Here is a 23,277-nt window from a genome sequence, read left to right on the forward strand (position 1 = left end):
GACATCATGGGCAACGAAGCTGCATGGCAGGAAAGCATCACCCCCGGCCGGTTCTCGGGGAGGACCGTCATCGTCACCGGGGCTGGTTCGGGCATCGGGCTGGCCACGGCCCTCCGGGTCGCGAAGGAGGGCGGCCGGGTAGTTGCCGCTGACGTGAGCGCGGAGCGCCTCGATGAGCTGGTGGCCCGGCACGGGGAGCTGGAGATCGTTCCCGTCGCGGGGGACATCTCCGCCGCGGAGACCGTCGCCGCCGTCGTCGAGGCCGCCGCGGGCCGCGTGGACGCCCTGGCGAACGTCGCCGGAATCATGGACAACTTCGCCCCGATCCACGAGGTGGACGACGCGGTCTGGGACCGCGTGTTCCGGATCAATGTCACCGGGCTGATGCGCCTGACGCGGGCCGTCCTGCCGCTGATGCTGGAGGCGGGGACGGGCTCGGTCGTCAATGTCTCCTCCGAAGCCGGCCTGCGCGGCTCCGCTGCCGGCGCCGCGTACACCGCTTCCAAGCACGCCGTCATCGGGCTGACCAAGAACTCGGCGGTGATGTATGGGCCCAAGGGGCTGCGTTTTAATACGGTTGCCCCCGGTGCGACCATCACCAACATCGTCGCCGAATGGGGTTCGCAACTGGCGGTCGAGCGGCTGGGGCCGCTGATGGGCGCGAACATTCCGACACCCGCCACGGCCGCCCAACTGGCGGCCTCCATCACCTTCCTGCTCAGCGACGACGGCACCAACATCAACGGCGCGGTGCTCGCCTCCGACGGCGGCTGGTCCGCCCTCTGACGCCCTACTGACTACAGCTGAGGCCGTTTTTATGCCCCAAAACGGCCCCAGTTGCCGGTCAGTTGGGGAACCTGCACAACGCAAGAGAATGCCCCGGCCGGATCCGGCCGGGGCATCGCCCTGTGTGGATTGCTTGGTGTTGCTGCCGCGGCTAGGCCGGCTTCAGCGCGGTGCGCCAGACGCCCACGGCCTTGGCCGTGCCGAACGTCCAGGTGGCGGTGCCGGAGGCCCCGGCGTTGGCCTGCGGCGCATCGGCGAGTTCACCGATCTGACCGCCGCTGGATTCCCAGCGTTCGGTCCAGCCGCCCGGCGGGGTGGCGCCCGGGCTGGAGCTGTCAAAGCCGACCCCGCCGATCAGCATGGCCCCGTTGCTGGCGGTGGTAATGCTCGGGGCTGTGATGCTGGTGGCCGAGTACGTGGTGTTGACCGTGGTTGCGACCGAGCTGTCCAGCGGCGTCGTGGTGTTGACGCCGCGGTAGGCGGTCACCCCGGCCCCCCATTTGACGGCTGTGCTCAGTGTCCAGCTGTAGCTGGCCGGGTCCGCGGATCCCACCACGTGGTAGTAGCTGAAGACCTTGGCCCCGCTGCTGGCGGAGCTGTTGATGCCCAGCCCGTTGACGATCGGCGTCCAGCCTGCGGGTGCGGTCACGGACGGGCCGAGGTCTGCGGTGATGGCGGCGACCAGGACGTCACCGGCTGCCACCCCGGAGGGCTTGGCCAGGCTGACCGTGGAGCTGGCCGTGGTGGCGACCGCCGTGGACGAGGCGCCCACCGTGATGCCCGACGACGTCGGCGGCGGGGGCGGTGGCGGTGGAGCGGAGCCGACCGTGATCACGGCGCTGGAGGTCGAGGACCCGGCGCTGTTGGTGGCGGTCAGCTTGGCCGTGAACGTTCCCGCCGCGTAGGTGTGGGAGGGATTCTGGGTGGTCGCGGAAGTTCCGTCACCGAAGTCCCACGCCCACGAGGTCGGGGAGCCGGAGGAGGTGTCGGTGAAGGCAACGTTCAGCGGTGCGGTGCCCGACGTCGGCGTCGCCGTGAAGGATGCCACCGGTTTCGGGGCCGGCGGCGGGGTGCTTCCCAGGCCGCGGTAGGCGAACCAGTAGGTTTTGGTGACCATGTTGCTGGCCATGATCGCCATGCCGCTGGTGCTGTTCACGCTTTGCTTCGTGGTGGTGACGTCGTTCATATTGAATGATGCGCCGTCCTGAATTACCGGGGTGCCGCGGCCCGAGCCGAAGACCGGGTTGTCCATCGGGGCGGTCTTCTCGTAGATGGCGCCGGCGACGCCCGAGTACGCGCATCCGGTCACGGTGCTGCCCGGGGCGGTGTGGAAGGCGTGCACCACGTTGTTCTGGGTATCCAGCAGGATCTGCGGCCGCGACACGCAGTCGCCGACGGAGGCGATGGTGGACTGGCTGAAGGACCCGGTGGCCGGCTTGAAGACCAGCAGCAGCAACTGCGGCAGGGTCTTATCCGTGGAGGTGTCGTTCAGGCTGGTCTTGACGGCCGCAAAGACACGGCCGCTGTTGTCCGCCTGCAGGGTCTTGATGTTCAGGTGGTCGTCCGCCTGGCCCTTGCCCTTGATGGCGTCCTGGAAACGCCATGACGATGTAGCGGTCGGATTGGTGCCGTCGGTGCGGATGGCCCAGTGCACGCTGTCCGTGAGCTGGTCACTCCACATCACGCCGATCTTGTTACTGCCGAACGCCACGATCGCGGAGATGTCGTCCGCCGCGGCTGTGGGATTGGCAACCGGGATGACAAAGGGGGTGTTCCAGCTGGTCCCGCCGGGCGCCGAATTGTTGACGTAGACCGTGCTCTTGTAGCCGTTGGTCGAGTCGCCGGTCACCTGCGTCCAGGTCGCCCAGATGGCGCCGGTGGTGTCCTTATCGATCGTCATCGACTCACTGCTCTGGTTGGTGATGGTGGTGGGGAATCCGGCGTCCAGGGTGTACGTGCCGCCCGAGTAGCTGTAGCGGTAGAGCTTGGCCGGCTGCCCGGAGAGGGAGGGCTTCGGCGTGGAGTCCGTGGAGACGGTCACCACGTGCGAGGCGATGTAGAGCTTGCCGCCGTCCCACAGCACGTCAGCCAGGGTGTTCGCCCGGCTGTCGTTGAGCAGCCCCGTGTCCACCCACTTGTTGGTGGGGACGTCCAGCCGGAAGATGTGCCAGCCGCTGCCGGAGGTCCACATGTCAGCCCACCAGGAGCCGTCATTCCACCACAGCTTGCTCTGGGGCTTGTCCGAAGTGGGAGGGTTGCTGACGCCGCTAAAACTGATGCTGGGAGTTCCGTAGCTGTCCGCAGCCGATGCGCTTCCGGCGACCCCCAACATGCCGCCGGCGACGGCCAGGGCCACCACCAGGGACCGGCTAAGCCAGTGCGATATTCGTTTCATCATTGGGACCATTTTCTTTGATGCCGCGACAATCATTGGCGCGGGAGGGTTTTGGACGCGGGCCCTCATGCGGGCACAATTGTCCGGTGTTGAATGAGGCCATGGTAGCTACCGGCCGACCGGCTGGATAGATCCTTTTGCTAATTCTTTGTAAACTAATTTAGGCACTCAAGCGTTGTCGTCTTAGGGGCGCGAATTGAGGGTCTCGACCGGGAATGCCAGGTGGGCTGTCCGGGCCGGCGTACGCAGGCCGGCGGTCCCGGAAGGGAGTGGCCCGCCCCCGGCCGCGCATGCCGGGCAGTTGCCGGCACGGCTGGCGCCCGGACTGGAGTGATTCCGCGGAAACGGGACGGCGGTGCGGCTTCAGCCCCGTCATTCCGCTGTTTCCCGCGGCCTGGCGGCCGGCCACGGGCGGCTGAGTAGTCCAACGCGGAACCTGCCGGGCGGCCCGAGTAGCCAGGTCGGGGGACCCAAGTAGGGGTCCATTGCTACTGCGGATATGAGTACACACGCCCAAGTAACAGCCACTCGTGACACAACTTTAGGTGAACTTTAGGCTTCGGATATGGCCACAGCCCAGTGGCAAAGCTGGGATATGGGTCGGTACAGGTTTGTGAAATTCTCTCCGAATTTGTCCGATAGGTTCTCAATCGCTGGGGGTAATTCCCGGGCGTCTAAATTCATGAAGTGGTGAGGCTTTTGTCAGTTCAAAATTTGGCCCCAAGATCTGTCTCAACAACCGATAGTTCCGCGCTCCGGGCGACCGTCAGCGTGGTAATTCCAACCCTCAATGAGGAAATGAATCTGCCCTGGGTGCTGCGGCGCATGCCGTCGTACGTAGACGAGGTGGTGATCGTCGACGGACGCTCGCGGGATCACACCGTCGACGTCGCCCGCGCCCTGCGGGTCGACGTCGTCGTGGTCAAGGAGCCGCGTAAGGGCAAGGGCATCGCGGTCCGGGCCGGCTTCGCCGCCGCCTCCGGGGACATCATCGTGATGCTCGACGCCGACGGCAGCATGGATCCGCAGGAGATCGGCTGGTTCGTCTCTCCGCTCCAGCACGACTACGACTTCGTCAAGGGCTCCCGGTACGTCACCGGCGGAGGCTCGGAGGACCTGACCTGGCTGCGCAACACCGGCAACCGGGTGCTCACCGGCCTCGCCAACACGGTCCTCCGCAGCAACTACTCGGACCTCTGCTACGGCTACATCGCCCTGCGGCGCGAATGCCTGGAGGTACTGCAGCTCGAATCGGACGGCTTCGAAATCGAGACCGAGCTGATCGTCCGGGCGGCCCGCGCCGGCCTGCGGATCGCTGAGGTGCCCAGCTTCGAGCTGGACCGCATCTCCGGGGTTTCGAACCTGCAGACCTTCCGCGACGGCTGGCGCGTACTGCGCACCCTGGCCAAGGAATGCACCAGCTGGGAGGCGCCCTCCGCCGGCGCCCGGCCCGAGGCGCTGCGCCGGGTGAAGTACACCTACCCGGACGTCCGCTTCGCCCGCACTCCCACGGACCCGCGCAGCGTGCTCACGGTGGCGGAAGGGGCTTGAGATGCTCAACGCCAACTTCCGTCCGTCGGTTTCGGTGGTGATCTGCTCCTATACCGAGCAGCGCTGGGACCTGCTGATGCGCGTGATCGACTCCGTCCACGCCCAGACCCTCCGGCCCGAACAGGTGATCGTGGTGGTTGACCACAACGTGGACCTGTACAAGCGGCTCGTGGCGACTGTCCAGGACGTGACCCTCGTCGAGAGCACCGGTCCGAAGGGACTCTCCGGGGCCCGGAACACCGGCGCCGCGCTCGTGACTTCCGACATCGTCGCCTTCCTGGACGACGACGCCGAGGCCGAGCCGACGTGGCTGGAGCGCCTCACGGCCCTCTACGACGACTCGGATGTGCTGGCCGTCGGCGGTCGCGTCGAACCCGTCTGGGAAGGCGGCCGGCCCGGCCACTTCGGTCCCGAGCTGGACTGGATCGTCGGCTGCAGCCACCGCGGCCTGCCCACAGTGGCCTCCGAGGTCCGCAACGTGGTGGGTGCCAACATGTCCTTCCGTCGCGAGATCCTCCAGCACGTGGGCGGCTTCAATGTCAGCCTTGGCCGGCAGGCAACCAAGCCCCTGGGATGTGAGGAGACCGAGATCTGCATCCGTGCGGCCATCGGATCCCCCGGCTCGCGGGTTGTCTACGAACCCGCTGCCGTGGTCCGGCACCACGTTCCGGTCCAGCGGGGAACGTTCCGGTACATGCTCGAGCGCGCCTGGTCCGAGGGCCTCTCCAAGGCCCAGGTCAGCAAGGTCGTGGGCCACAAGCGGGCCCTGGGGCCGGAACGGCGGTATGTCCGCAGCGTCCTGCCCCGGGCGTTCGTCGGGGCCCTGTCGGACTGGGGCCGCGGCAAGGACCCGCAGGGCCTGCAACGAGCCGGCGCCTATGTGGCGGTGCTGGGCGTGACCGCCGCCGGCTACGTCAGCGGCCGCAGGCTTGGCACCGGTGAGGGCTCCCCCCTGGCTGCCGCCGCTCCTGCGGCCCAGCAGCCTTGGCGGGAAGCCACGTGATCGACGTCGCCGCGCCGCGCCGGCCAGAACCGGCGGGCGCGGTCCTCGAGCTGGCCCCGGCCATGGGGGCCGAAGCGGCCCCCGACTGGGCCGGTGCCCTCTGGGTCGGAGCCGTGGACCTGGGATCCCTGGGCGGGTGCAGCGAACTGCGGCTGCAGGACGCGCACGGTTACCGGCGGGCGCGTCTGCTGGTCAGGGACGGTGCCGCCGTCCGCGGCTTCGTCGACCTGGAAACGGCCGACGGAACGCTTTCCCGGACCCGGCTCGAGGAGGCAGCCGCCGACCTCCCGAGGGTCCCGGCGTCGGTTTCCACCACCACGCCACCGATCAGTGTCGTCGTCTGCACGCGGGACCGGCCGGAGCTGCTCCGGAAGGCACTGCACGCCATCCTCCGCCTCGATTACCCGGACTTCGACGTCATCGTCGTGGACAACGCCGCCCGGACCAGCGCCACCCGTGACCTGGTCCGGACCGAGTTCTCCGACGCGCGGCTGGTCCTCATCTCCGAGCGGCGCCCCGGACTATCCAACGCACGCAACGCCGGACTCCGGCACGCGCGCGGCGACATCGTCGCCTACACCGACGACGACGTCGTGGTGGACCCGGGGTGGCTGAGGGGGATCGCCGCCGGCTTCGAGCAGGCCTCCGACGTCGCCTGTGTCACCGGGCTGGTCCCGGCGGGCGAGCTGCGCTCGCTGGCGCAGGGATACTTCGAGGGGCGGGTGAGCTGGTCCAAGGCCGTGGCGCCCAAGGTTTACTCCCTGGCCGACCCGCCGGCGGACATGCCGGTCTTCCCGTTCTGCGTGGGGGCCTATGGGACGGGAGCGAACTTCGCCCTCGACCGCCGGACGGCCCTGTCGCTCGGCGCCTTCGATCCTGCCCTGGGGGTAGGCACTCGGACCGGCGGGGGCGAGGACCTGGACATGTTCACCCGGGTCATCCTGTCCGGGCGGTCGCTGGTGGTCCAGCCCTCCGCCGTCGTCTGGCATCGGCACCGCGCCGAACTCGACGACCTGATCGTCCAGGCCCGGGGCTACGGCAACGGCCTGGGAGCATGGCTGACCAAGATCATGCTCAACCCCCGGACCGCCCGGATGGCGCTGGTCCGGGCTCCCCGCGGCGCCGTCTACTTCCTGCGCAACACCCGCGCGCATGCCGACGGCGAGACGGCCGACGAAGTCCCGAGGAACCCGGTGATGGCAAAGGCGCTGCGCACCGAGCTCGTCTCGGTGGCCCGCGGCCCGTTCAACTACCTGCTGCAGCGCCGCTCCTGCCGGCGCCGACGAGCCGCGTAGGCAGCCGCAACGCAGCACACGACGCACAGTTTTGAGGGGAATTCGGCGTCACCATGGAACACCGTTTTCCCCTCGCCACTTTTTCAACAAGCGAGGAAGTCAAGTTCATGAGTCTCATTATGGAAAACGAGAAGCCGGCGCCCAGGGCGCCCCTCTCGTCGGTGAACAGGCTCCGTACGGAGCGCCCCCTGGATGTCGGCCTGGCCATTGCCGGAGTCGTCCTGGCAGCACTGATCCTGCTCGGGCTGGGAGGACCCGCGCTGGCCCCGGTGACGCTGCTCGGCTGCCTGATCCTTCCGGGGTGGGTGGTGGTACGGCGGCTCACCGGCGTTGATCCGCTCGCGCGGGCCATCGGCACCCTGGTACTCAGCGCCGCCGTCTACACCATCCTGTCGCTGGCGATGGTGTGGACCCACCTGTGGCAGCCGCGGCCCGTCGCGGCCGCGGTGCTGATCGCGTCCTCCGTCCTGGTGATCGTCCTGCCCGCCCCGGCCACGGACCGGGAGCCGCAGCAATGGCGGCGGCTCCTCAGCCTGGAGGGCCTGCGGAACAGCAGCCCCGCCAGCCACATCCCGTGGGCCGTGCTGGCTGCGGCCCTGGTCCTCTGGGGCGTGGCCCTGTCCGTTACCGGCGAGGGACTGAAGGGCGACGCCGGGCTGCTCTCGACGTTCCCGCCGATCTGGTTCGTGGCCGTCGCCGCCGTAGCCGGGCTTTGCATCTGGGCGGTTGCGGCCCGGGAAATGGCATCCACCCCCTTCCTCGCGGTCTCCTTCACCGGCCTCGTGGCCATGCTCTACGCATCGGCGGCCATGGTGGTCAGCGTTCCCCGGCTCCCGTGGACGTACAAGCACATCGCCGTGACCGACTACATCGGGGCCTCCGGCCAGGTGGACGCCTCGATCGATATCTACAACCGCTGGCCCGGGTTCTTCTCCGCCAGCGCCTTCCTGGGTGACGCGGTGGGTTACCCGGACGCCATCGGCTACGCCTCGCTGGCAGAGTTCAGCTTCGCGGTGCTGGGTGTGGCGCTGGTTCTGGCGATTGTCCGGGTCCTGTCCAGCAACCGCAGGATCCAGTGGACGGCGGCCCTGGTGTTTGCACTGACCAACTGGGTCAACCAGAACTACTACTCCCCGCAGGCGTTCTCCTACACGCTGTACCTGACGATGTGCCTGATCGCCCTGACCTTCCTGCGCGGCACCCCGGCCCGGTTCGCCGTCGCCTGGGAGGAGAAGCTGAGCCGCCGCCGGGCCGAACGGGCGGCTACGGCACAGGATGAGGCGCAGCCCCGGCCCTTTGCCCAGACCCTGGTGCTGCCGGCGGTGATTGTCCTGCTGGTCCTCCAGGCGGTCTCGGTGGCCAGCCACCAGCTCACTCCCTACCTGGCGAGCCTGGCGCTGTTGCCGCTGTTCGTCTTCGGCTACTTCCGGCCGCGGTGGGCGGGCCCGGTCCTGGCGGTGCTTGCCGTCCTGTACCTGCTGCCCAACCTCGACTTCGTGGCCGGCAAGTACGGACTCTTCGGCTTCGACTTCCTGAAGAACGCCAGCTACGAACCGCCGGACGGCGGGCCCACCGGCCTGCTGGGCCGGGCGCCGGAGGCCTTGTCAATCCTCATCGGCGTGCTGGGCGTGGGCGGTTTCGTTCGCAACCTGCTGCGCGGCAACGTCCGGCAGACGATCATGGTGGCCTGGCTGGCCGTCGCGCCGCTGTTCTGGCTGCTGATCCAGTCCTACGGCGGCGAGGCGAAGTTCCGGGTCTACCTGTTCGCCCTTCCCTGGCTGGCCGTCGGCGCCGCGTGGCTCTTCTGGGCCGGTCCTCTGCGGACCCGCCGGGCGGCCATCGGTACCACCGCAGCGCTGACCGCCATGGCCCTCCTGTTCACCATCACCTACTTCCAGAACGAGGCCAAGTTCCGCGTCCCCAAGGAAGACGTCGCCGCGGCCCAGTGGCTGGACTCGACGGTCAACCCCAAGGACGCGGTGATGGAAACGAACGCCTTCTTCCCGCTGCTGGTGGGCCCGAACTACCCCAGCTACCTGGATGCGGGACGGACGGCTTCGCTGACCAAGTTCATCCAGTCCTCCGGCCACGGCCTGACCTCGGTGGACGTAGCCCGGTATGCGGACCGCAACTTCAAGCCGGACCGGATCTTCGTGGTCTTCTCCGACTCGCAGATCGCGCAGGCCGCCAAGGATAATCTCTTCGATCCTGGCACGCTCCCCACCCTGGAGCGGCAACTGGCCGGATCCTCCAACGTCCAGCGGGTGTTCGAGAACGGCGCAGTCCGGATCTACGAACTCGCCAAGACCGGCTAGCGTGACGAGGAGCGGCATGGTGTTGATCAGGGTGATCGTCGTCCTGCTCGCCGCAGGGATCACCATGACCATCGCCATGCTGCTCAAACCGTCGCCCCCGGCAACGGCCATGCCGGTGGGGGACCTCCCCGGCTGGAAGCAGACGGGGACGCAGGACTTCACCCGGGCGGCACCGATGGGCGCGGTCGGCGACGTGTACGGACCGGACATGCGGGGCTACCACGACCTGCCCGACACATCGGGCCAGGGCGTCTACACCCCGGACAAGGTCCTGTCGGTCAAGGACGGAAAGCTGGACTTCTTCCTCCACAGCTCCGGGGGGAAGCCCAGGGTGGCCAGCGTGGTGCCCTTCGGCTACGACGGGCAGCGCTATGGCCGCTATTCCATCCGGTTCCGGGCCGACACGATGCCCGGGTACAAGATCGCCTTCCTGCTGTGGCCCACTAGCGATAACTGGCTGGACGGGGAGATCGACTGGCCGGAGGGGGAACTCAACGGCCCGTTTTACGGGGTATCCGCCATCAAGGATTCCCCGCTGAAAGGTCCGGACCGCTTCGACCCGACTACCCGGAACACCTCCGCCACGGACGGAACCGGGTGGCACGTGGCGACGACGGAATGGACTCCAGGCAAGGTCAAGTGGTTTTGGGACGGTGAACTCGTGGGGGAAACAACAATGCCGGACGGCGTTCCCAACACCGGCATGAGGTGGACGCTGCAGGCCGAGACGAAGGACGGGGCCGACGCCGGAACGCCGGCGCCGTCGGTCTCCGGCCACATCGAGGTGGACTGGGTGGTGCAGTATGCGTACGCCCCGTAAGGCCACGGCGACGCCGTTCCCGGTCCTTGCCGCCGGCGGCAGCTTCATCGACGCCGTCCTTCGGGGCCACTATGACGAATGGGACCTCGCCGGCCTCGGCCTGGGCCGGGACTGGACCACGGTCTTCATCACCCCGCAGTTCACCACCTCCCGGCACGTTGTCGCCCTCATCTTCGCCCCCGGCGCGCGGCAGCCCTCGCTCGTGGTGAAGGTGCCGCGCTGCCCCGGTGACAACGAGGGGGTGCTCCGGGAGGCGGACATGCTCTGGCAACTCGGAGTCCTCGGCGGGGATCAGGTCGAGGGTGTGCCCCGTGTCGTCGCCGCCCTGGATCTGTCCGGACACACCGTCCTGGTCGAAACCCCGCTGACCGGCCCGGCCCTGGACCCCGACCGGGTGGCCGCGGACCTGCCGGTAGCCGTCGCCCTCGGCGTGGACTTCATCGATTCGCTGCCCTGCACCCGGCCCGCAGCGGGAAACGAGGGTTGGTACGAGCGCACCGTGCAGCGGCCCCTGCAGGCGCTGGAGCTGCTGCTACCCGGCGAGGACGAACTCGCGGACCTGGTCGGCCGGACCCACGAGGCGTTGGAGCCGCTGCGTTTGGCTCAACTGCCGTCCGTGTTCGAACACGCCGACCTCAGCCACCCCAACCTGCTGATCGGCCCGGCCGGGCGGCTCCAGGTGATGGATTGGGAGCGCGCGTCCGCCTACGGGTTGCCCGGACACGACCTGACCTTCTACCTGCAGTACCTCAGCGAGTCCGCCGAGCAGGCGTTCGAACGGCCGGCCCAGCTGGCGGCTTTCGACACCGCCTTCGGCCGGGACGGCTGGGCGCGCGAGCCCCTGCGCCAGCACCTGGTCCGCCGCGACATCGACCCCGCGCTGCTGCCCGCACTGGTGCTGGCCACCTGGGCACGGTCCGCCTCCACCCTCGCCTTTAGGCTCGCCGCGGAATCGGCAGAGCCAGTGGGACAGGCCCAGGGTGCTGAGGCCGGACGCGGCGGGGCGGTACCGGGGGGACCGGAAGTGCAGGCGGCCCAGCCCGGCGCCGCCGCCGACCACCCTGCGCACGCCGTCGACGCCGGCGCGGGACCCGTGTCCGCACCTGCCGGACACGCGCCGTGCGGCCCGGCCGAGGTGCGGCAGGCGGTCTTCGGGGACCGGGACTTTTGGCTGTGGCGGCACGCCGCCACCGCCGGGGTGCTCTGACCCGGCGCGGGCCCCGGCACGCAACCGGCGGTGACCCGGGAAATTTAAGGTCCGCTGCGGGTTCACGGCAAGATGTGAACATGCACAACACGGACTCCCGGCCCTGGCTGAAGAACTACCAGCCGGGCGTCCCGGCCGACATCGAGCTGCCCACGGAGTCGCTCGTGTCCATGTTCGAACGGTCCGTGAGCGAGGCCGGTACCGCACCCGCCATGGAGTTCTTCGGCCGGCGGACCAGCTACACCGAGCTCGGCGAGCAGGTGGACCGGGCAGCCGAGGGGCTGCGCCGCTTGGGCGTGCGCGCCGGCGACAGGGTGGCCCTGATCCTGCCCAACTGCCCTCAGCACGTCGTCGCGTTCTACGCGGTCCTCCGCCTGGGCGCCGTCGTCGTCGAACACAACCCGCTGTACACCTCCCGCGAGCTGCGCCACCAATTCGAGGACCACCAGGCACGCGTGGTGATCGCCTGGGACAAGGCCGCCGCCGCCGTCCGCGAGTTCCCGGCCGACATCGAAATCGACCACGTCGTGTCGGTGAACCTCCTCGAGGCGTTCCCGGCCGTCAAACGGCTGGCCCTCTCCTTGCCGGTGAAGAAGTTCCGCCAGACCCGGGAATCGCTCACCGCGCCGGCCCCCGGCACAACGCCGTGGAAGGAGCTACTGGGCCACGGCCGGATCGACCCCTCGCACCCCCGCCCGGCGGTCACGGACCTCGCCGCGATCCAGTACACCTCCGGCACCACCGGCCGGCCCAAGGGCGCCATGCTGACGCACTTCAACCTCTACGCCAACGCGCTGCAGGGTGAGGCCTGGATGGCCGGCGCGGAATACCGCAAGGAGATCTTTTACGCGATCCTGCCGATGTTCCACGCCTTCGGCATGACGCTCTACCTGACCTACGGGATCCGCAAGCAGGGCCTGCTGGTGCTCTTCCCCAAGTTCGACCCGGACCTGATCCTGGCCGCCATGAAGAAGTCGCCCGCCACCGTCTACTGCGCCGTTCCGCCAATCTACGAGCGCACCGCCATGGCGGCGAAGGAGAAGGGCATCTCCCTGCGCTCCTGCAAGTACTGCATCTCCGGGGCCATGAACTTGCCAGACCACGTGGTGGAACTCTGGGAATCGGTCTCCGGCGGCCTGCTGGTTGAGGGCTACGGGATGACCGAGTCCTCCCCGGTGGCGCTCGGCAACCCCTTCCACCCCACCCGCCGCACCGGGACCATCGGCGTGCCGTTCCCGTCCACGCTGATGAAAGTGGTCGACGTCGACGATCCCTCCGTGGAGGTCCCGCAGGGCCAGCCCGGGGAGCTGTTGATCAAGGGCCCGCAGGTCTTCCAGGGCTACTGGAACAACCCCGAGGAAACAGCCAAAACCCTGACGGCGGACGGCTGGCTCCGGACCGGCGACGTGGTGACCGTCGATGCCGACGGGTTCACCACCGTGGTGGACCGCGCCAAGGAACTGATCATCACCGGTGGCTTCAATGTCTCGCCCACCGAGGTGGAGGCCGTGCTGCGCCTGCACCCGGACGTCCGCGACGCCGCGGTGGTGGGCAAGCCGCTGGAACGCGGCGGCGAGATGGTGGTGGCCGCAGTCGAACTCGAACCCGGCACCGCCCTGGACGAGGAGGCGCTGCGCGCCCACTGCCGGGACCACCTGGCCGGCTACAAGGTTCCGCGCCGGGTGGTGGTTGTCCCCGACCTGCCCCGGTCCATGCTGGGCAAGATCCTCCGCAAGCAGGTCCGCGAGGACGCCCTGCCGCGGCTCTGATCTTCCGGCGCCGGGGGCCGGGTGCGCGTTTACGGGTAGCGGCCAAGTACCCGGGCACCGGCATCCCCGTGCCGCTACTCGTGACAGGCGGGGCCGCCGCTCCTAGGCTGGAGACACATTTTCCGGCGGCGGCAACGCCGTGCCAGCCCCCTGCGGGCTGATTGTCCCCGGGCTGACAGCGGCCGTCTTTGCGGCCGTGGGCGGGAGTCCGCGGGACTGGCCGGATCCGGTCTAGGAGGTCTCGCGGACATGGCACACTCGACGGACGACGGCGGGTGCGCGCCGTGAGCATCCACCCCCAGACACGCCTCCCGGCCGCCCACCCCACCGTGCTTGAAGCGTTTCGCGCCCTCGAGGACACCGGCCTGCCATGGGTGCTGCTGCGCGGCGAGGACGATCTGGCCTGCCCGGACGGCGACGTGGACCTGCTGGTGGATCCGCGGATGCTGCCCCAGCTGGACGGGCTGATGGCACGGATCGGGCTGTGCCGCGTGCACGCCACCGGGCACGGCAGCCACCGGTTCTACTTCGGCTACATGGACGCCGACGAATTCTGGCTCAAACTCGACGTCGTGTCAGAGGTTTCCTTCGGCCGCTTCCAGCAGTGGAGCACACCGCTGGCCGCCGGCTGCCTTGACCGCCGTGTCAGGCAGGATGGCCTGTGGCTCCCCTCACCGGCCGACAAGGCCTGGCTGCACCTGTTGCACCTGGTCCTGGACAAGGGCGGGATAGCGGCGGACCGCCAGGCCGCGGCGCTCGCGTCCGCCGGAGTCGCCTCTGCCGCCGGACCCGTCGCCGAGTACGTGGACCGGCGAAGTGGCACCGGCGCGGCGTTCGCCCTGCTCGACGCCGTCAACGCGGGGAACTTCGACGGCGTCCGCGATCTCGCCGGACGGTGGCGGCGTGCCTGGACCCGTACCCAGCCGCTGGCCAGCCGCGGCCGCTGGCTGGGCCACAGGACCCTCCGGCTGATGACCCCGCGGCTCCCCGGCCCCGGCCCGGTGGTGGGCGTCATGGCGCCGGACGGTGCCGGCAAAACCACGCTCCTGCACGGGCTCCGCGCCGACTTTCCCATCCCCACGTCCTATGTCTACATGGGGCTCTGGGGCGCGGGCCCGTGGGACCGGTGGCTTGAGCGGCTGCCCGGCGGCCGGACCGCCAAGAAGATGTTCCGGGTGCTCAAGGGCGGCACCAAGGCCCGCTACCACAGCCTCCGCGGCCGGGTGGTGCTGATGGACCGGGTGGCTTACGACGCGCTCCTGCCGCAGGTCGGCGGCGGCCACACCAGTGCGGGCCTGACCAATACCCTGGCGGTGAAACTGGGACCGGCGCCCGACGTGCTGCTGGTGCTCGATGCCCCCGGCGAGGTGATGTTCGCCCGGAAGGGCGAGCACACGGTGGAGCTGCTGGAGCACTGGCGCAAGTCTTACCTGCAGCTGGCCACTAGGCTGCCCGGCGCCCGCGTGATCGACGCCGGGCTGTCCCGTGAGCTGGTCCGCCGCCTGGCCACCGAAACGGTCTGGAACAGCATCTCCTCCCGGACCCTTCCGGCCCCGGAGGCGGATCCGGGCGGACGTCCCGGACTGACCCTGCACCGCTGGCGGATGCTGGACTGGCGTTTCCTGACCCCCGTGCTGCAGCCCCGGCACCTGGGCTACGGGGGATCGATCGACCCGGAGCTGCTGGCCGCACTCCAGCTGCTGGACCCTGATGCCCGGCCGGTGGGCACAGGCACGGGCGCGCCCGGGGCGCAGTTCGACGTCGTGCTCCTGCGTGAACCCGACGCCGGCCTCTTCGAGCGGGCGGCAGCGGACGTGGAACCCGGGGGATGGGTCTGCGCCCAGGTCCGGCGCACCGCCGCCGGGCGCGGACCGCACACGGTGGCGGGCTGGAAGCAAACGTTCCGCAAGCACGGCTTCGAGGACATCACGGTGCACTGGAACGTCCCCGGCCTCGACGGCCCGGCCCGGCTGGTGCCGGTCGACTCCCCGGAGGCGGTACGCGGTACCCTGGCGCTCCGGCAGGGGGTCCGCTTCGGCCTGCTGAAGGCCGTCGCGGGGCGGGTGGCACTGGGGCTGCGGCTGTTCCCGGTCGCCATCCCGGCCGGTACCGTCACGGGTCGGCGGCCGGCCTAGCAGCACTGCCTGCCGCCGGATCATCACGGCGGGTCGACATAGCGGTCCCGCCGGACCGCCTCAGCGGGTCCCTAGCCGGTAAGTCCTCCTCCTAGGAGCTGCGGACCATGCCTGCTACTAGGAGCGGCGGACCATGCCCAGCAGCTCGTCATGCAGCGGCCGGTAGGCGAACCGCACTATCGCGTAGACCACCCCGACCGCCACCACGACCACCAGCACCATGCAGGGCACGGACCCCAGTTCCGGAGCCAGGAGGTTCCCCAGACCGGTCAGCGCCACCGCGGCACCGCAGACCAGACCGGGGGCGATGGCGCCCAGCAGTGCACGGGGCCGCAACTGGATGACCTTCGCCGCGACCACCTGCATTCCCACCGCGAACACCACGGCCACCACCAGTTGCGCCACCGCCACGCCCACGATGCCCCAGCGCGTGGAGAACAGCAGGACGGGCAGGAGGATCAGGAGGCGGACCAGGGACACCACGATCGAGAGCCCGGGCCGGCCCAAGGCCTTGTAGACATCATTGGCGCCCGCACCGAGGGATCGGGCCGCGGCGTAGAGGGCCAGGAAGACCAGCGGCAGCACGGCCTCGTCCCACTTGTCGCCGAACACCAGCGGCACCAGCACCGGCGCCACCACGGAGAGGCCCACCCCGGCTGTGACGCCGTAGAGGGACTGGATCCGCACGCTGGTCAGGTAGCCGGCACGGAGCCGTTCGGGTTCGCCGCGGACGCGGGCGTAGAGCGGGAAGAGGACTGTTGAGAGGACGAAGAAGACGTTGAGGATCACGACCTCCGGAAGCCGGAACGCCAGCGTGTAATAACCAAGGGCCTGGGCGCCCAGGATGATTCCGATGATCAGGTAGTCGATGTCGAAGATCAGCCGGGCGAGCAGGCTGCTTCCGGCCACGGGTGCGCCGTACTTGACGTTGGCCATCAGCGCTGCCTTGCTGATCCGCCAGATCTGCCAGGGTGCCTGCCTCCCGACCAGATACCAGCAGGTCGCCGCATACGCCACGGACCCGGCGGCGGTGCCCACAGCCAGCGACCATGCACCGTGGCCGGTGAACGCCAGGGACAGGGTCACCGTCCCCATGGTGACGGCCTTCAGGACCGGGGCGGCGGTGAGCTTCTTGAAGTGCAGGTCCCGGCGCAGCAGTGCCTCGGGGACCGCGCCCAGCGACGTGGCCAGCACGGAGACGCCCAGGATCTGCACCAGGGGGACCACATCCGGGAGCTGGAACAGATCGGCGATGAGGGGAGCGGCGAGGAAGGCCGTGAGCCCAAGCAGGGAGCCCAGGATCGCGGAGATCATGAGCGCGGACCGGGCGATGATTCCGGTCCGGGGGAGGTACACCAGGGCCTGGGCGACGCCGGCGTCGGCAATCGTCTCCGCGTAGCCCATCAGGACCAGGGCCAAGGCCACCAGGCCGTATTCGTGCGGGGACAGCAGCCGGGCCAGGACCACGGTGGTGATGAGGACGATGATGCGGCCGCCGGCGAAGGCAAGGCCCTGCCACATCGCGCCGCGCACGCCGGTCCGGGCCAGTTCCCCCGGCGGGGCCTGCGTCATGCGGAGCTGCTCCGCGCCGGAAGCCCCGCCCCCGCAGAGCCGATGGCCGACTGCAGCTCCGCCAGGTACTCCAGCGTTGCGGTCTGCCAGGAGCGGACCGATGCCGTGGTCTCGGGTCCTGCCGTCCCCGCGCCGGTCCCGCGGTTCTCGAGCGCCTCCACGACCCGCCGGGCGAAGACCTCCGGGTCCCCGACGACGGTCAGCAGCGGGTGGGCTTCCTGCTCCCGGGCCGCCACCGGGGTGGCCACGACGGGCACGCCGGCGGCCAGGGCCTCCCGCACCGAGTTGCGGATCCCGACGCCGTGTTCGTCCGGGAAGGCGGCCACGTCAGAGGCCCGGTAGACGTCCAGGACGGAGGGCACGTTGCCGGCGACCTCCACCCGCGGGCCGGCCAGGGCCAGGACAGCCGGGTCAGGCCGGCGCCCGGCGAGAACAAAGGTGGCCCGCGGGACGCTTTCCCAAACCAGCGGGGCGATGGTCCGGACCAGGACCCGGGCGCTGTCGATGTTCGGGCCGTAGTTCAGGCTGCCGACGAAGCAGACCACGGGGTCCTCGCGCCGGGCGGCGGGCTGATCCGCCTGGTCGGCGCCGTTGGGGATGCTGCGGACAGGGCGGCCCAGGCTGGCGGACCACCGGGCGGCGTCCTTGGCTCCGACGGTGAGCAGGCGGGCCCGGGCGGGGAGCCGGCGTTCGGCGCGCAGGGCCAGGAATTCCCGGGCCCGGTAGGCGGCCTTCAGCCGGCCGGCGATGGCGGTGTCCATCTGCGTCCGGACGGACCAGGGGTCAACGGTCTGCAGCACCAGGGGACCGTGGACGTACCGGGAGAGGAACAGGGCGTGTGGGCCGTGGATGAGGGTGGCGTCGGCGCGGGCGGAGAGCGAGGCGGTCAGCTCCGTCGCCTCGCGCGTCGCCCGTTCCTGCCGGCCGGCACCGTTGAGGCCGCCCAGGGAGCGGATGAGGGCGGCCGCACGCGGGCGGGGGGTGAGCATCTGGACCTCCGCGCAGCGCTCGCGGATCTCCTCCGGCAGCCCGACCCGGCCCTCGAAGCTGAGCAGGGTCACGTCGACGTCGCCGGGCAGATTCCGCAGGATTTCGTACGGGATCATGGAGCTGCCATCCCCGTACACGGGGTCGCGGTTGGGCGCACTTTCTGTGATGTACAGAAGCCTCATTGCATGAGTGTACTTGACCCTACCTACCCGTTATCGGGGGCCACATGGCCCTGTTCATAGGGACAAGGAGGGTCTAAGTTTCCGCCTGCGAGATGCAGGGGTTCCGTCGTCGTGGCCCGGCTGGTCATACTGGGAGAAAGGCATCGGACCCGGGAAGGGGTGCAGGTATGGTCGACGGCGGGAACCCGGCATTCCGGCGCCGGGTGGAACGGGCCGCCGAGCTGAGGTCCCTCCGGATCAGCGGCAGTTCGGTCGAGGAACAGGCCGAGTTGGACGCCGCCGAGGAGAACCTGAGGCGGAAGCGCGCCGCAGTGGACGACGCCGCCCGGGCCGAGTACCTGGTCCGGGACGCCATGGCGCAGGGGAAGTTCGACAATCTGAAGTACGCCGGCAAGCCGATTCCGGGCCTGGGCGAGGTGTACGACCCGGACTGGTGGGTCAAGGGGCTGCTGCAGCGTGAGGACCTCAGCGGACTGGGTCCGGCGGCGATCCTGCTGCGGACCGAGGATGCTGCGCTGGACGACCGGCTGGACCAGCAGGTGGCGGAATCCCAGGTGCGGGAGATCATCGCCGACTTCAACGCCCGGGTCATCGAGGCCCGGCGCCAGTTGCAGGGCGGTCCGCCGGTGATTACGAAGACCCGCGACGCCGACGTCGAGGTGGCCAGGTGGCGGGAGCGTCGTGCCGCGGCGGAGCCGGAGGTCCCGGCAACGGAGCCGGACCGCCGGCGCCCGTGGTGGCGCCGGCGGTCCGGGGGATAGCGCCGGAGAGCTCGGCTAGAGGGTGCGGGGCGCCTTGGCCAGGTTCTCGCGCAGTTCCTCGGCGTTTTGGCGGCTGCCGTAGGCAGGGCGGTCGCGTTCCACGCGCCAGCTCTCGGAGAGCGGGCCGATGTTGACGGTGTCGAAACCGAACTCGTCGTACAGCCGGGTGACCAGTTCCGCGGCCTCCGGGTAGTCACTGGCGGTGGCCAGCGCCCGGCGGTTGTCGGTGCCGGCCGGGGTGCCGTCGGTGGTGATCTGGGTGTACATGATGTGGTTGAAGCCCTTGGCCACCTTGGACTGCGGCAGGAGGTCCTGCAGCATGCCGGAGGTGGTGGCCTCGCCGTTATCCAGCGCGGCGATGCGGCCGTCGCGCTCCCAGTAGTAGTTGTTGGTGTCCACCACGATCTTCCCGGCCAGCGGTTCGGCCGGGATGTCGCCGATGTTCTTCAGCGGGACGGTAACGACGGCGAAGTCGCCGGCCGCGGCGGCTTCGGCGGCCGTGGCCGCGCGGGCCTTCGGCCCCAGTTCCGCGACGAGGTCGCCCAGCGTCTCGGGTCCGCGGGAGTTGCTGATGACGACGTCGTAGCCGAGTTCGACCGCCTTGCGGGCGACCTGGCTGCCAATGTGACCTGCACCGATGATTCCAATAGTTGTCATAGTGGGGGCAACGGCCCGAGGTCCCGGGATATTTCGTGGTGTGCGGGCCGTTCGCTCTGCGCGGAGCTTTCCTTGCCCGGACGAACCATCAGACGCGTCATGGCCGGCGCGTCAGAGCCTCAGCCAGTCCTCGTTGAAGTCGGGGTGGTCGACGTAGGGCATCGCCACCGCCCGCAGCGACCGTTCCATCCAGTCCAGTGACCGGGGCGCCCAGCCGCCGTCCCCGGAGCCCCCGTCAACCGATTCGGTGACCATGGCCGTCAGGGCGGATTGCCGGGCGGCCTCCACCACCTGGATCAGCCGCCGTTTGGCCTCGCACTCGAGCAGCAGCCGCTGTTCGTACCATTCGCCGGACTTGGAGAGGGTCCTGTCGGTCAGCAGCGATTTGGCCGCGGCCTCGTCCTCGCCGATCCGTTGGGACAGGAATTCAACGATGTCCACAGCTCCGAGGGTACGCCCGGGTACCACCGGCAGGCACGTGCCGGCGCCGGGATCCGTGTGTCCGGATCGTGATCCCCGGCGGCCCCGGCCGGTGCAAGCGAAGCGGTGCCTAGCCCAGCAGGTCGTCCTCGTAGCACCAGCGCCACTCCTCGCCGGGTTCGGCGCTGCGCATCACGGGATGGCCGGTAGAGCGGTAGTGCTTCGTGGCGTGGGTGCCGGGGGAGGAGTCGCAGCAGGCGACGTTTCCGCACGCCAGGCACATCCTGAGGTGGACCGGCGTCGTGCCCTCCCGTCGGCATTCGGCGCAGAAGGGGTCCTCGGGGACCTCGCGCTCCGGGGCGGATTCCAGGTGCCCGCAGGCGCCGCCGGGCTGCGCGACGCCCTCGCCGCCGCCGTCGCCGGCCGTGTCCAGCTCATCGAGGGAGATATCCAGCATGGATTCCTCGACGTCCAGCCGGTCCAGGACCTCGCTCAGCACCTCGTGGGCGTACTCCCCGCCGCGCCTAAGCTCCAGCACCTTGGCACGTTCCGCCTCCAGCATGGCCAGGCGCAGCTCCGCATAGCGCTGGCTGGGGGTGGCGGCCTCGGAGGTGGGCCGGCCCAGGCGCTCCCACGCCGCCAGGCCGCGCTCCTGGGTGCGCCGCTTCAGCATCGCCATCACTTCGGGCGGGTCGTTGTCGGTGCGCAGTTCCTGCAACCGCTCCACGCCCGCCGCCGTCGCCAGCTGCATCAGGGACGCCTGGTTGAGGGCATCCTCGCGCCGGTCCGGGCCCTGCACCCGCAGCCACCGGACCAGCGGGGGCAGCGTGAAGCCCTGCAGGGTGAGGGTGCCGGCCACCACCACCAGGGCGGCGAGGATCAGCACGGAGCGGTGTTGCAGGTCCGCCGGCAGCACCAGCACCGCGGCGAGGGTCACCACCCCGCGCATGCCCGCCCAGGACACGATCGCTGCGAACTGCCAGGGCGGAGCCGGGTCCTTGCGCCTGATGCTGGGAATCAGCCGCGGCAGGTAGGTGGCCGGGAAGACCCACACCGGCCGAAGCACCAGCACCGCCAGCAGGATCACGGCGCACCCGGCCCAGATCCGGCCCGCGCCGAGCGAATCGTCCTGGACGCCCTCGATGATGGTCCGGACCTGCAGGCCGATCAGCAGGAAGACGGAGTTCTCCAGCAGGAACTGCACGGTGTTCCAGTTGCTGCGCTGGCTGAGTCGGGCCGCGCCGTTGGGCATGGACGGCGCCTTCATCCCCATCACCAGGCCGGTGACGACGACGGCGAGGACCCCGGAGGCGTGGATGGCCTCGGCCGGCAGGTAGGCGACGAACGGGGCCATCAACGACGTCGAGGTGTTGATCGCGACGTTGCGGATCCGTTTGCGCAGCATGGTCAGCACGTAGGCCGCGGCCAGGCCCACCACCAGGCCACCGCCTGCGGCGAGCACGAAGCCCCCCGCGATGCCGGCCGCGGAGACGGTTCCGGCGATGGCCGCGATGGCGCTGCGCAGGCAGACCAGGGCGGTGGCGTCGTTGACCAGTGACTCGCCTTCCAGGATGGTCACGATGCGTCGCGGCATGCCCACCTTACGGGCGATCGCGGTGGCGGCCACGGCGTCCGGCGGGGCGACGACGGCGCCGAGGGCGATCGCCGCCGCGAGCGGGATTTCCGGGAACAGCCACCAGACCACCAGCCCCACGGCGATGGTTCCGAAGATCACGTAGCCCACCGAGAGCAGGCCGATGGCGCGGCGGTTGGAGCCGAAGTCGAACAGCGAGGTGCGCAGCGCCGCCGCGTAGAGCAGCGGCGGCAGCAGGCCCACCAGCACCATTTCGGGGTTCAGTTCGATGTCCGGGACGAAGGGAATGAAAGACCCCGCGACGCCGGCCAGGACCAGCAGCAGCGGGACGGAGATGTCCAGCTTCCGGCCCAGGGCGCTTCCGGCGCAGACAACCGCAACGAGCACCAGCAAACCGAGGGCTATGTCCATAGGCTCATTCTGTCAGGCGCTCACCGCGGTGCGGGCCGGCACTCAGGCGGCGTTGCCCGCCGTGACGGACTCTTTGACACGACCATGTTCTTCTGCCGGTTCCCCGGTCCGTTGGTGGTCCGACGGAGCCGCCGCGTGCACCGGGTGGGGGAGGCCGTGGTGGCCGAAGGGGTTGAAGCGGCTGTGTGCCAGGCCGTCGAATTCGTAGGCGGTCTCGGCGTGCTCGGAGCGGTCGACGCCGGCCACCTCGGCTTCGTGGCTGACCCGGAAACCGATCGTCTTGTGGATGGCCAGTCCGATGACCGCCGTCGCCAGTGCCGAGAGCAGCACGGTGATCAGCACGGCAACCGTCTGGGCCACCAGCTGCTGCAGTCCGCCGCCGTAGAACAGCCCGCCGCCGTGGCCGTCCACGGGCAGGGCGATGAAGCCCAGGGCCAGGGTGCCGATCAGGCCGCCGCCGAGGTGGACGCCGACGACGTCGAGCGAGTCATCGAAGCCGAAGCGGAACTTCAGGTCCACGAACACGCAGCAGGCGGCGCCGGCCAGCAGGCCCAGGCCGACGGCGGCGAGCGGACTGACGTCGGCGCACGACGGTGTGATGGCCACCAGGCCCGCGACGACGCCGGACGCGGCGCCGAGCGAGGTGGGGTGGCCGTGGCGGACCTTCTCGACGGCGAGCCAGCTGAGCATGGCGGCGGCCGGGGCGGCGAGGGTGTTGACCCAGATCAGCCCGGCCTGTTCCACGGTGGTGGCGGCGCCGGCGTTGAAGCCGAACCAGCCGAACCAGAGGATGCCGGCGCCCAGCATGATGAAGGGGATGTTGTGCGGGCGGTGCGAGGGGTCCTTTGCGAAACCGTGGCGGTTGCCGACGATCAGGACCATGACCAGGGCTGCGGTGCCGGAGGCGATCTCGACGACGGTGCCGCCGGCGAAGTCGATGACCTGGCCGAAGATCTTGCTGACGGCCCCGCCGGGGCTCATCAGCCCGCCGCCCCAGACCATGTACGCCAGCGGGCAGTAGACGGCGGTGATCCACACCGGGACGAAGAGGGCCCAGGCGGAGAATTTGGTGCGGTCTGCGATGGCCCCGCTGATGAGGGCGACGGTGATGATGGCGAAGGTGGCGCTGAAACCGGCCTTGATCAGGTCCGGGGAGCCGATCAGCCGGGAGAGCCCCGCGTTGGCGAACGGGTCTCCGAAGATGCCCAGCACGCCCTGGCCGGTGGACATCGAGTAGCCCCAGAGGACCCAGACGACGCCGACGATGCCCGCCGAGACGAAGCTCATCATGATCATGTTCAAGGAGGCCTTGGCGCGGGTCATGCCGCCGTAGAACAGGCCCAGGGCCGGGGTCATGAGCAGCGCGAGGGCTGCAGAGATGATGATCCAGACGCTTCCCGCGGTGAGCTGCACC

17 protein-coding genes are annotated in these 23,277 nt (G+C 69.6%); 10 read left to right on the forward strand and 7 right to left on the reverse strand.

Annotated features, from left to right (window positions below; genetic code table 11):
* The first annotated feature begins 6 nt into the window (after positions 1–6).
* Positions 7–786 carry an SDR family NAD(P)-dependent oxidoreductase gene (locus ACFUCU_RS07165; RefSeq protein WP_377971688.1) on the forward strand — a complete coding sequence of 260 codons (780 nt, stop codon included), beginning with the start codon at positions 7–9 and terminating at the stop codon, positions 784–786.
* A 151-nt stretch (positions 787–937) separates the two neighbouring features.
* Here ACFUCU_RS07165 and ACFUCU_RS07170 read toward each other — a convergent pair whose 3' ends face one another.
* The gene (locus tag ACFUCU_RS07170; protein ID WP_377971689.1) at positions 938–3,184 is read right to left on the reverse strand and encodes a PKD domain-containing protein; all 2,247 of its coding nucleotides are present in this window, start codon (positions 3,182–3,184) and stop codon (positions 938–940) included.
* A 768-nt stretch (positions 3,185–3,952) separates the two neighbouring features.
* Here ACFUCU_RS07170 and ACFUCU_RS07175 point away from each other — a divergent pair.
* The 8 genes from ACFUCU_RS07175 (at position 3,953) to ACFUCU_RS07210 (ending at position 15,276) form a co-directional block, all read left to right on the forward strand.
* Positions 3,953–4,732, forward strand: coding sequence for a glycosyltransferase family 2 protein (locus tag ACFUCU_RS07175; protein ID WP_377971691.1), 780 nt, complete (start codon positions 3,953–3,955; stop codon positions 4,730–4,732).
* A 1-nt stretch (position 4,733) separates the two neighbouring features.
* A complete protein-coding gene (locus tag ACFUCU_RS07180) occupies positions 4,734–5,735 on the forward strand; it encodes a glycosyltransferase family 2 protein (RefSeq protein WP_364134023.1) in 1,002 nt (333 codons plus the stop codon).
* Positions 5,732–7,030 carry a glycosyltransferase family 2 protein gene (locus ACFUCU_RS07185; protein WP_377971692.1) on the forward strand — a complete coding sequence of 433 codons (1,299 nt, stop codon included), beginning with the start codon at positions 5,732–5,734 and terminating at the stop codon, positions 7,028–7,030. Before ACFUCU_RS07180 ends, ACFUCU_RS07185 begins: the two co-directional genes overlap by 4 nt.
* Before the next feature lie 107 nt (positions 7,031–7,137).
* Positions 7,138–9,345, forward strand: coding sequence for a hypothetical protein (locus tag ACFUCU_RS07190; RefSeq protein ID WP_377971694.1), 2,208 nt, complete (start codon positions 7,138–7,140; stop codon positions 9,343–9,345).
* Positions 9,346–9,361: 16 nt separating this feature from the next.
* Positions 9,362–10,165 (forward strand): glycoside hydrolase family 16 protein, encoded by an 804-nt coding sequence (locus tag ACFUCU_RS07195; RefSeq protein ID WP_364134014.1) that lies wholly within the window; start codon positions 9,362–9,364, stop codon positions 10,163–10,165.
* Positions 10,149–11,372: an aminoglycoside phosphotransferase family protein gene (locus tag ACFUCU_RS07200; protein WP_377971696.1), complete on the forward strand. Its 1,224-nt coding sequence runs from the start codon at positions 10,149–10,151 to the stop codon at positions 11,370–11,372. Before ACFUCU_RS07195 ends, ACFUCU_RS07200 begins: the two co-directional genes overlap by 17 nt.
* An 80-nt stretch (positions 11,373–11,452) precedes the next feature.
* On the forward strand, positions 11,453–13,141 hold the full coding sequence (locus ACFUCU_RS07205) for a long-chain-fatty-acid--CoA ligase (protein WP_377971697.1): 1,689 nt from the start codon (positions 11,453–11,455) through the stop codon (positions 13,139–13,141).
* Between the two features lie 284 nt (positions 13,142–13,425).
* Positions 13,426–15,276, forward strand: coding sequence for a hypothetical protein (locus ACFUCU_RS07210; RefSeq protein ID WP_377971698.1), 1,851 nt, complete (start codon positions 13,426–13,428; stop codon positions 15,274–15,276).
* 117 nt (positions 15,277–15,393) lie between these two features.
* Here ACFUCU_RS07210 and ACFUCU_RS07215 read toward each other — a convergent pair whose 3' ends face one another.
* Together ACFUCU_RS07215 and ACFUCU_RS07220 are read right to left on the reverse strand one after the other, a co-directional pair.
* Positions 15,394–16,848, reverse strand: a complete 1,455-nt coding sequence (locus ACFUCU_RS07215) for a lipopolysaccharide biosynthesis protein (protein WP_377971700.1) — start codon at positions 16,846–16,848, stop codon at positions 15,394–15,396.
* Positions 16,845–18,020, reverse strand: coding sequence for a glycosyltransferase (locus ACFUCU_RS07220; protein WP_377971701.1), 1,176 nt, complete (start codon positions 18,018–18,020; stop codon positions 16,845–16,847). The genes ACFUCU_RS07215 and ACFUCU_RS07220 overlap by 4 nt, the downstream gene beginning before the upstream one ends.
* A gap of 167 nt (positions 18,021–18,187) precedes the next feature.
* Between ACFUCU_RS07220 and ACFUCU_RS07225 the strand changes: the two genes are divergently transcribed.
* Complete coding sequence (locus tag ACFUCU_RS07225; protein ID WP_290256220.1) at positions 18,188–18,781, forward strand: DUF1992 domain-containing protein; 594 nt, start codon at positions 18,188–18,190, stop codon at positions 18,779–18,781.
* A 15-nt stretch (positions 18,782–18,796) separates the two neighbouring features.
* Here the strand turns inward: ACFUCU_RS07225 and ACFUCU_RS07230 are convergent, their stop codons facing one another.
* From ACFUCU_RS07230 to ACFUCU_RS07245, 4 genes are all read right to left on the reverse strand, one after another.
* Positions 18,797–19,438, reverse strand: a complete 642-nt coding sequence (locus tag ACFUCU_RS07230) for an NADPH-dependent F420 reductase (protein ID WP_377971703.1) — start codon at positions 19,436–19,438, stop codon at positions 18,797–18,799.
* A 111-nt stretch (positions 19,439–19,549) separates the two neighbouring features.
* Positions 19,550–19,879: a DUF6221 family protein gene (locus ACFUCU_RS07235; protein ID WP_377971705.1), complete on the reverse strand. Its 330-nt coding sequence runs from the start codon at positions 19,877–19,879 to the stop codon at positions 19,550–19,552.
* 109 nt (positions 19,880–19,988) lie between these two features.
* On the reverse strand, positions 19,989–21,863 hold the full coding sequence (locus ACFUCU_RS07240; RefSeq protein ID WP_377971707.1) for a Na+/H+ antiporter: 1,875 nt from the start codon (positions 21,861–21,863) through the stop codon (positions 19,989–19,991).
* Between the two features lie 42 nt (positions 21,864–21,905).
* Positions 21,906–23,276 (reverse strand): ammonium transporter, encoded by a 1,371-nt coding sequence (locus ACFUCU_RS07245; protein WP_377971708.1) that lies wholly within the window; start codon positions 23,274–23,276, stop codon positions 21,906–21,908.
* Position 23,277: the final 1 nt, after the last annotated feature.

The sequence above is a fragment of the Arthrobacter sp. NPDC057259 genome, assembly GCF_042668995.1.
In the GTDB taxonomy this organism is placed as follows: domain Bacteria; phylum Actinomycetota; class Actinomycetes; order Actinomycetales; family Micrococcaceae; genus Arthrobacter.

Bases quoted from the DNA above. Each gene is read 5' to 3' on its own strand.
- ACFUCU_RS07240 (WP_377971707.1), bottom strand. From the start codon at position 21,863: ATGGACATAGCCCTCGGTTTGCTGGTGCTCGTTGCGGTTGTCTGCGCC.
- ACFUCU_RS07230 (WP_377971703.1), bottom strand. From the start codon at position 19,438: ATGACAACTATTGGAATCATCGGTGCAGGTCACATTGGCAGCCAGGTC.
- ACFUCU_RS07205 (WP_377971697.1), top strand. From the start codon at position 11,453: ATGCACAACACGGACTCCCGGCCCTGGCTGAAGAACTACCAGCCGGGC.
- ACFUCU_RS07190 (WP_377971694.1), top strand. From the start codon at position 7,138: ATGAGTCTCATTATGGAAAACGAGAAGCCGGCGCCCAGGGCGCCCCTC.
- ACFUCU_RS07195 (WP_364134014.1), top strand. From the start codon at position 9,362: ATGGTGTTGATCAGGGTGATCGTCGTCCTGCTCGCCGCAGGGATCACC.
- ACFUCU_RS07180 (WP_364134023.1), top strand. From the start codon at position 4,734: ATGCTCAACGCCAACTTCCGTCCGTCGGTTTCGGTGGTGATCTGCTCC.
- ACFUCU_RS07215 (WP_377971700.1), bottom strand. From the start codon at position 16,848: ATGACGCAGGCCCCGCCGGGGGAACTGGCCCGGACCGGCGTGCGCGGC.
- ACFUCU_RS07165 (WP_377971688.1), top strand. From the start codon at position 7: ATGGGCAACGAAGCTGCATGGCAGGAAAGCATCACCCCCGGCCGGTTC.
- ACFUCU_RS07220 (WP_377971701.1), bottom strand. From the start codon at position 18,020: ATGAGGCTTCTGTACATCACAGAAAGTGCGCCCAACCGCGACCCCGTG.
- ACFUCU_RS07200 (WP_377971696.1), top strand. From the start codon at position 10,149: ATGCGTACGCCCCGTAAGGCCACGGCGACGCCGTTCCCGGTCCTTGCC.
- ACFUCU_RS07225 (WP_290256220.1), top strand. From the start codon at position 18,188: ATGGTCGACGGCGGGAACCCGGCATTCCGGCGCCGGGTGGAACGGGCC.
- ACFUCU_RS07170 (WP_377971689.1), bottom strand. From the start codon at position 3,184: ATGATGAAACGAATATCGCACTGGCTTAGCCGGTCCCTGGTGGTGGCC.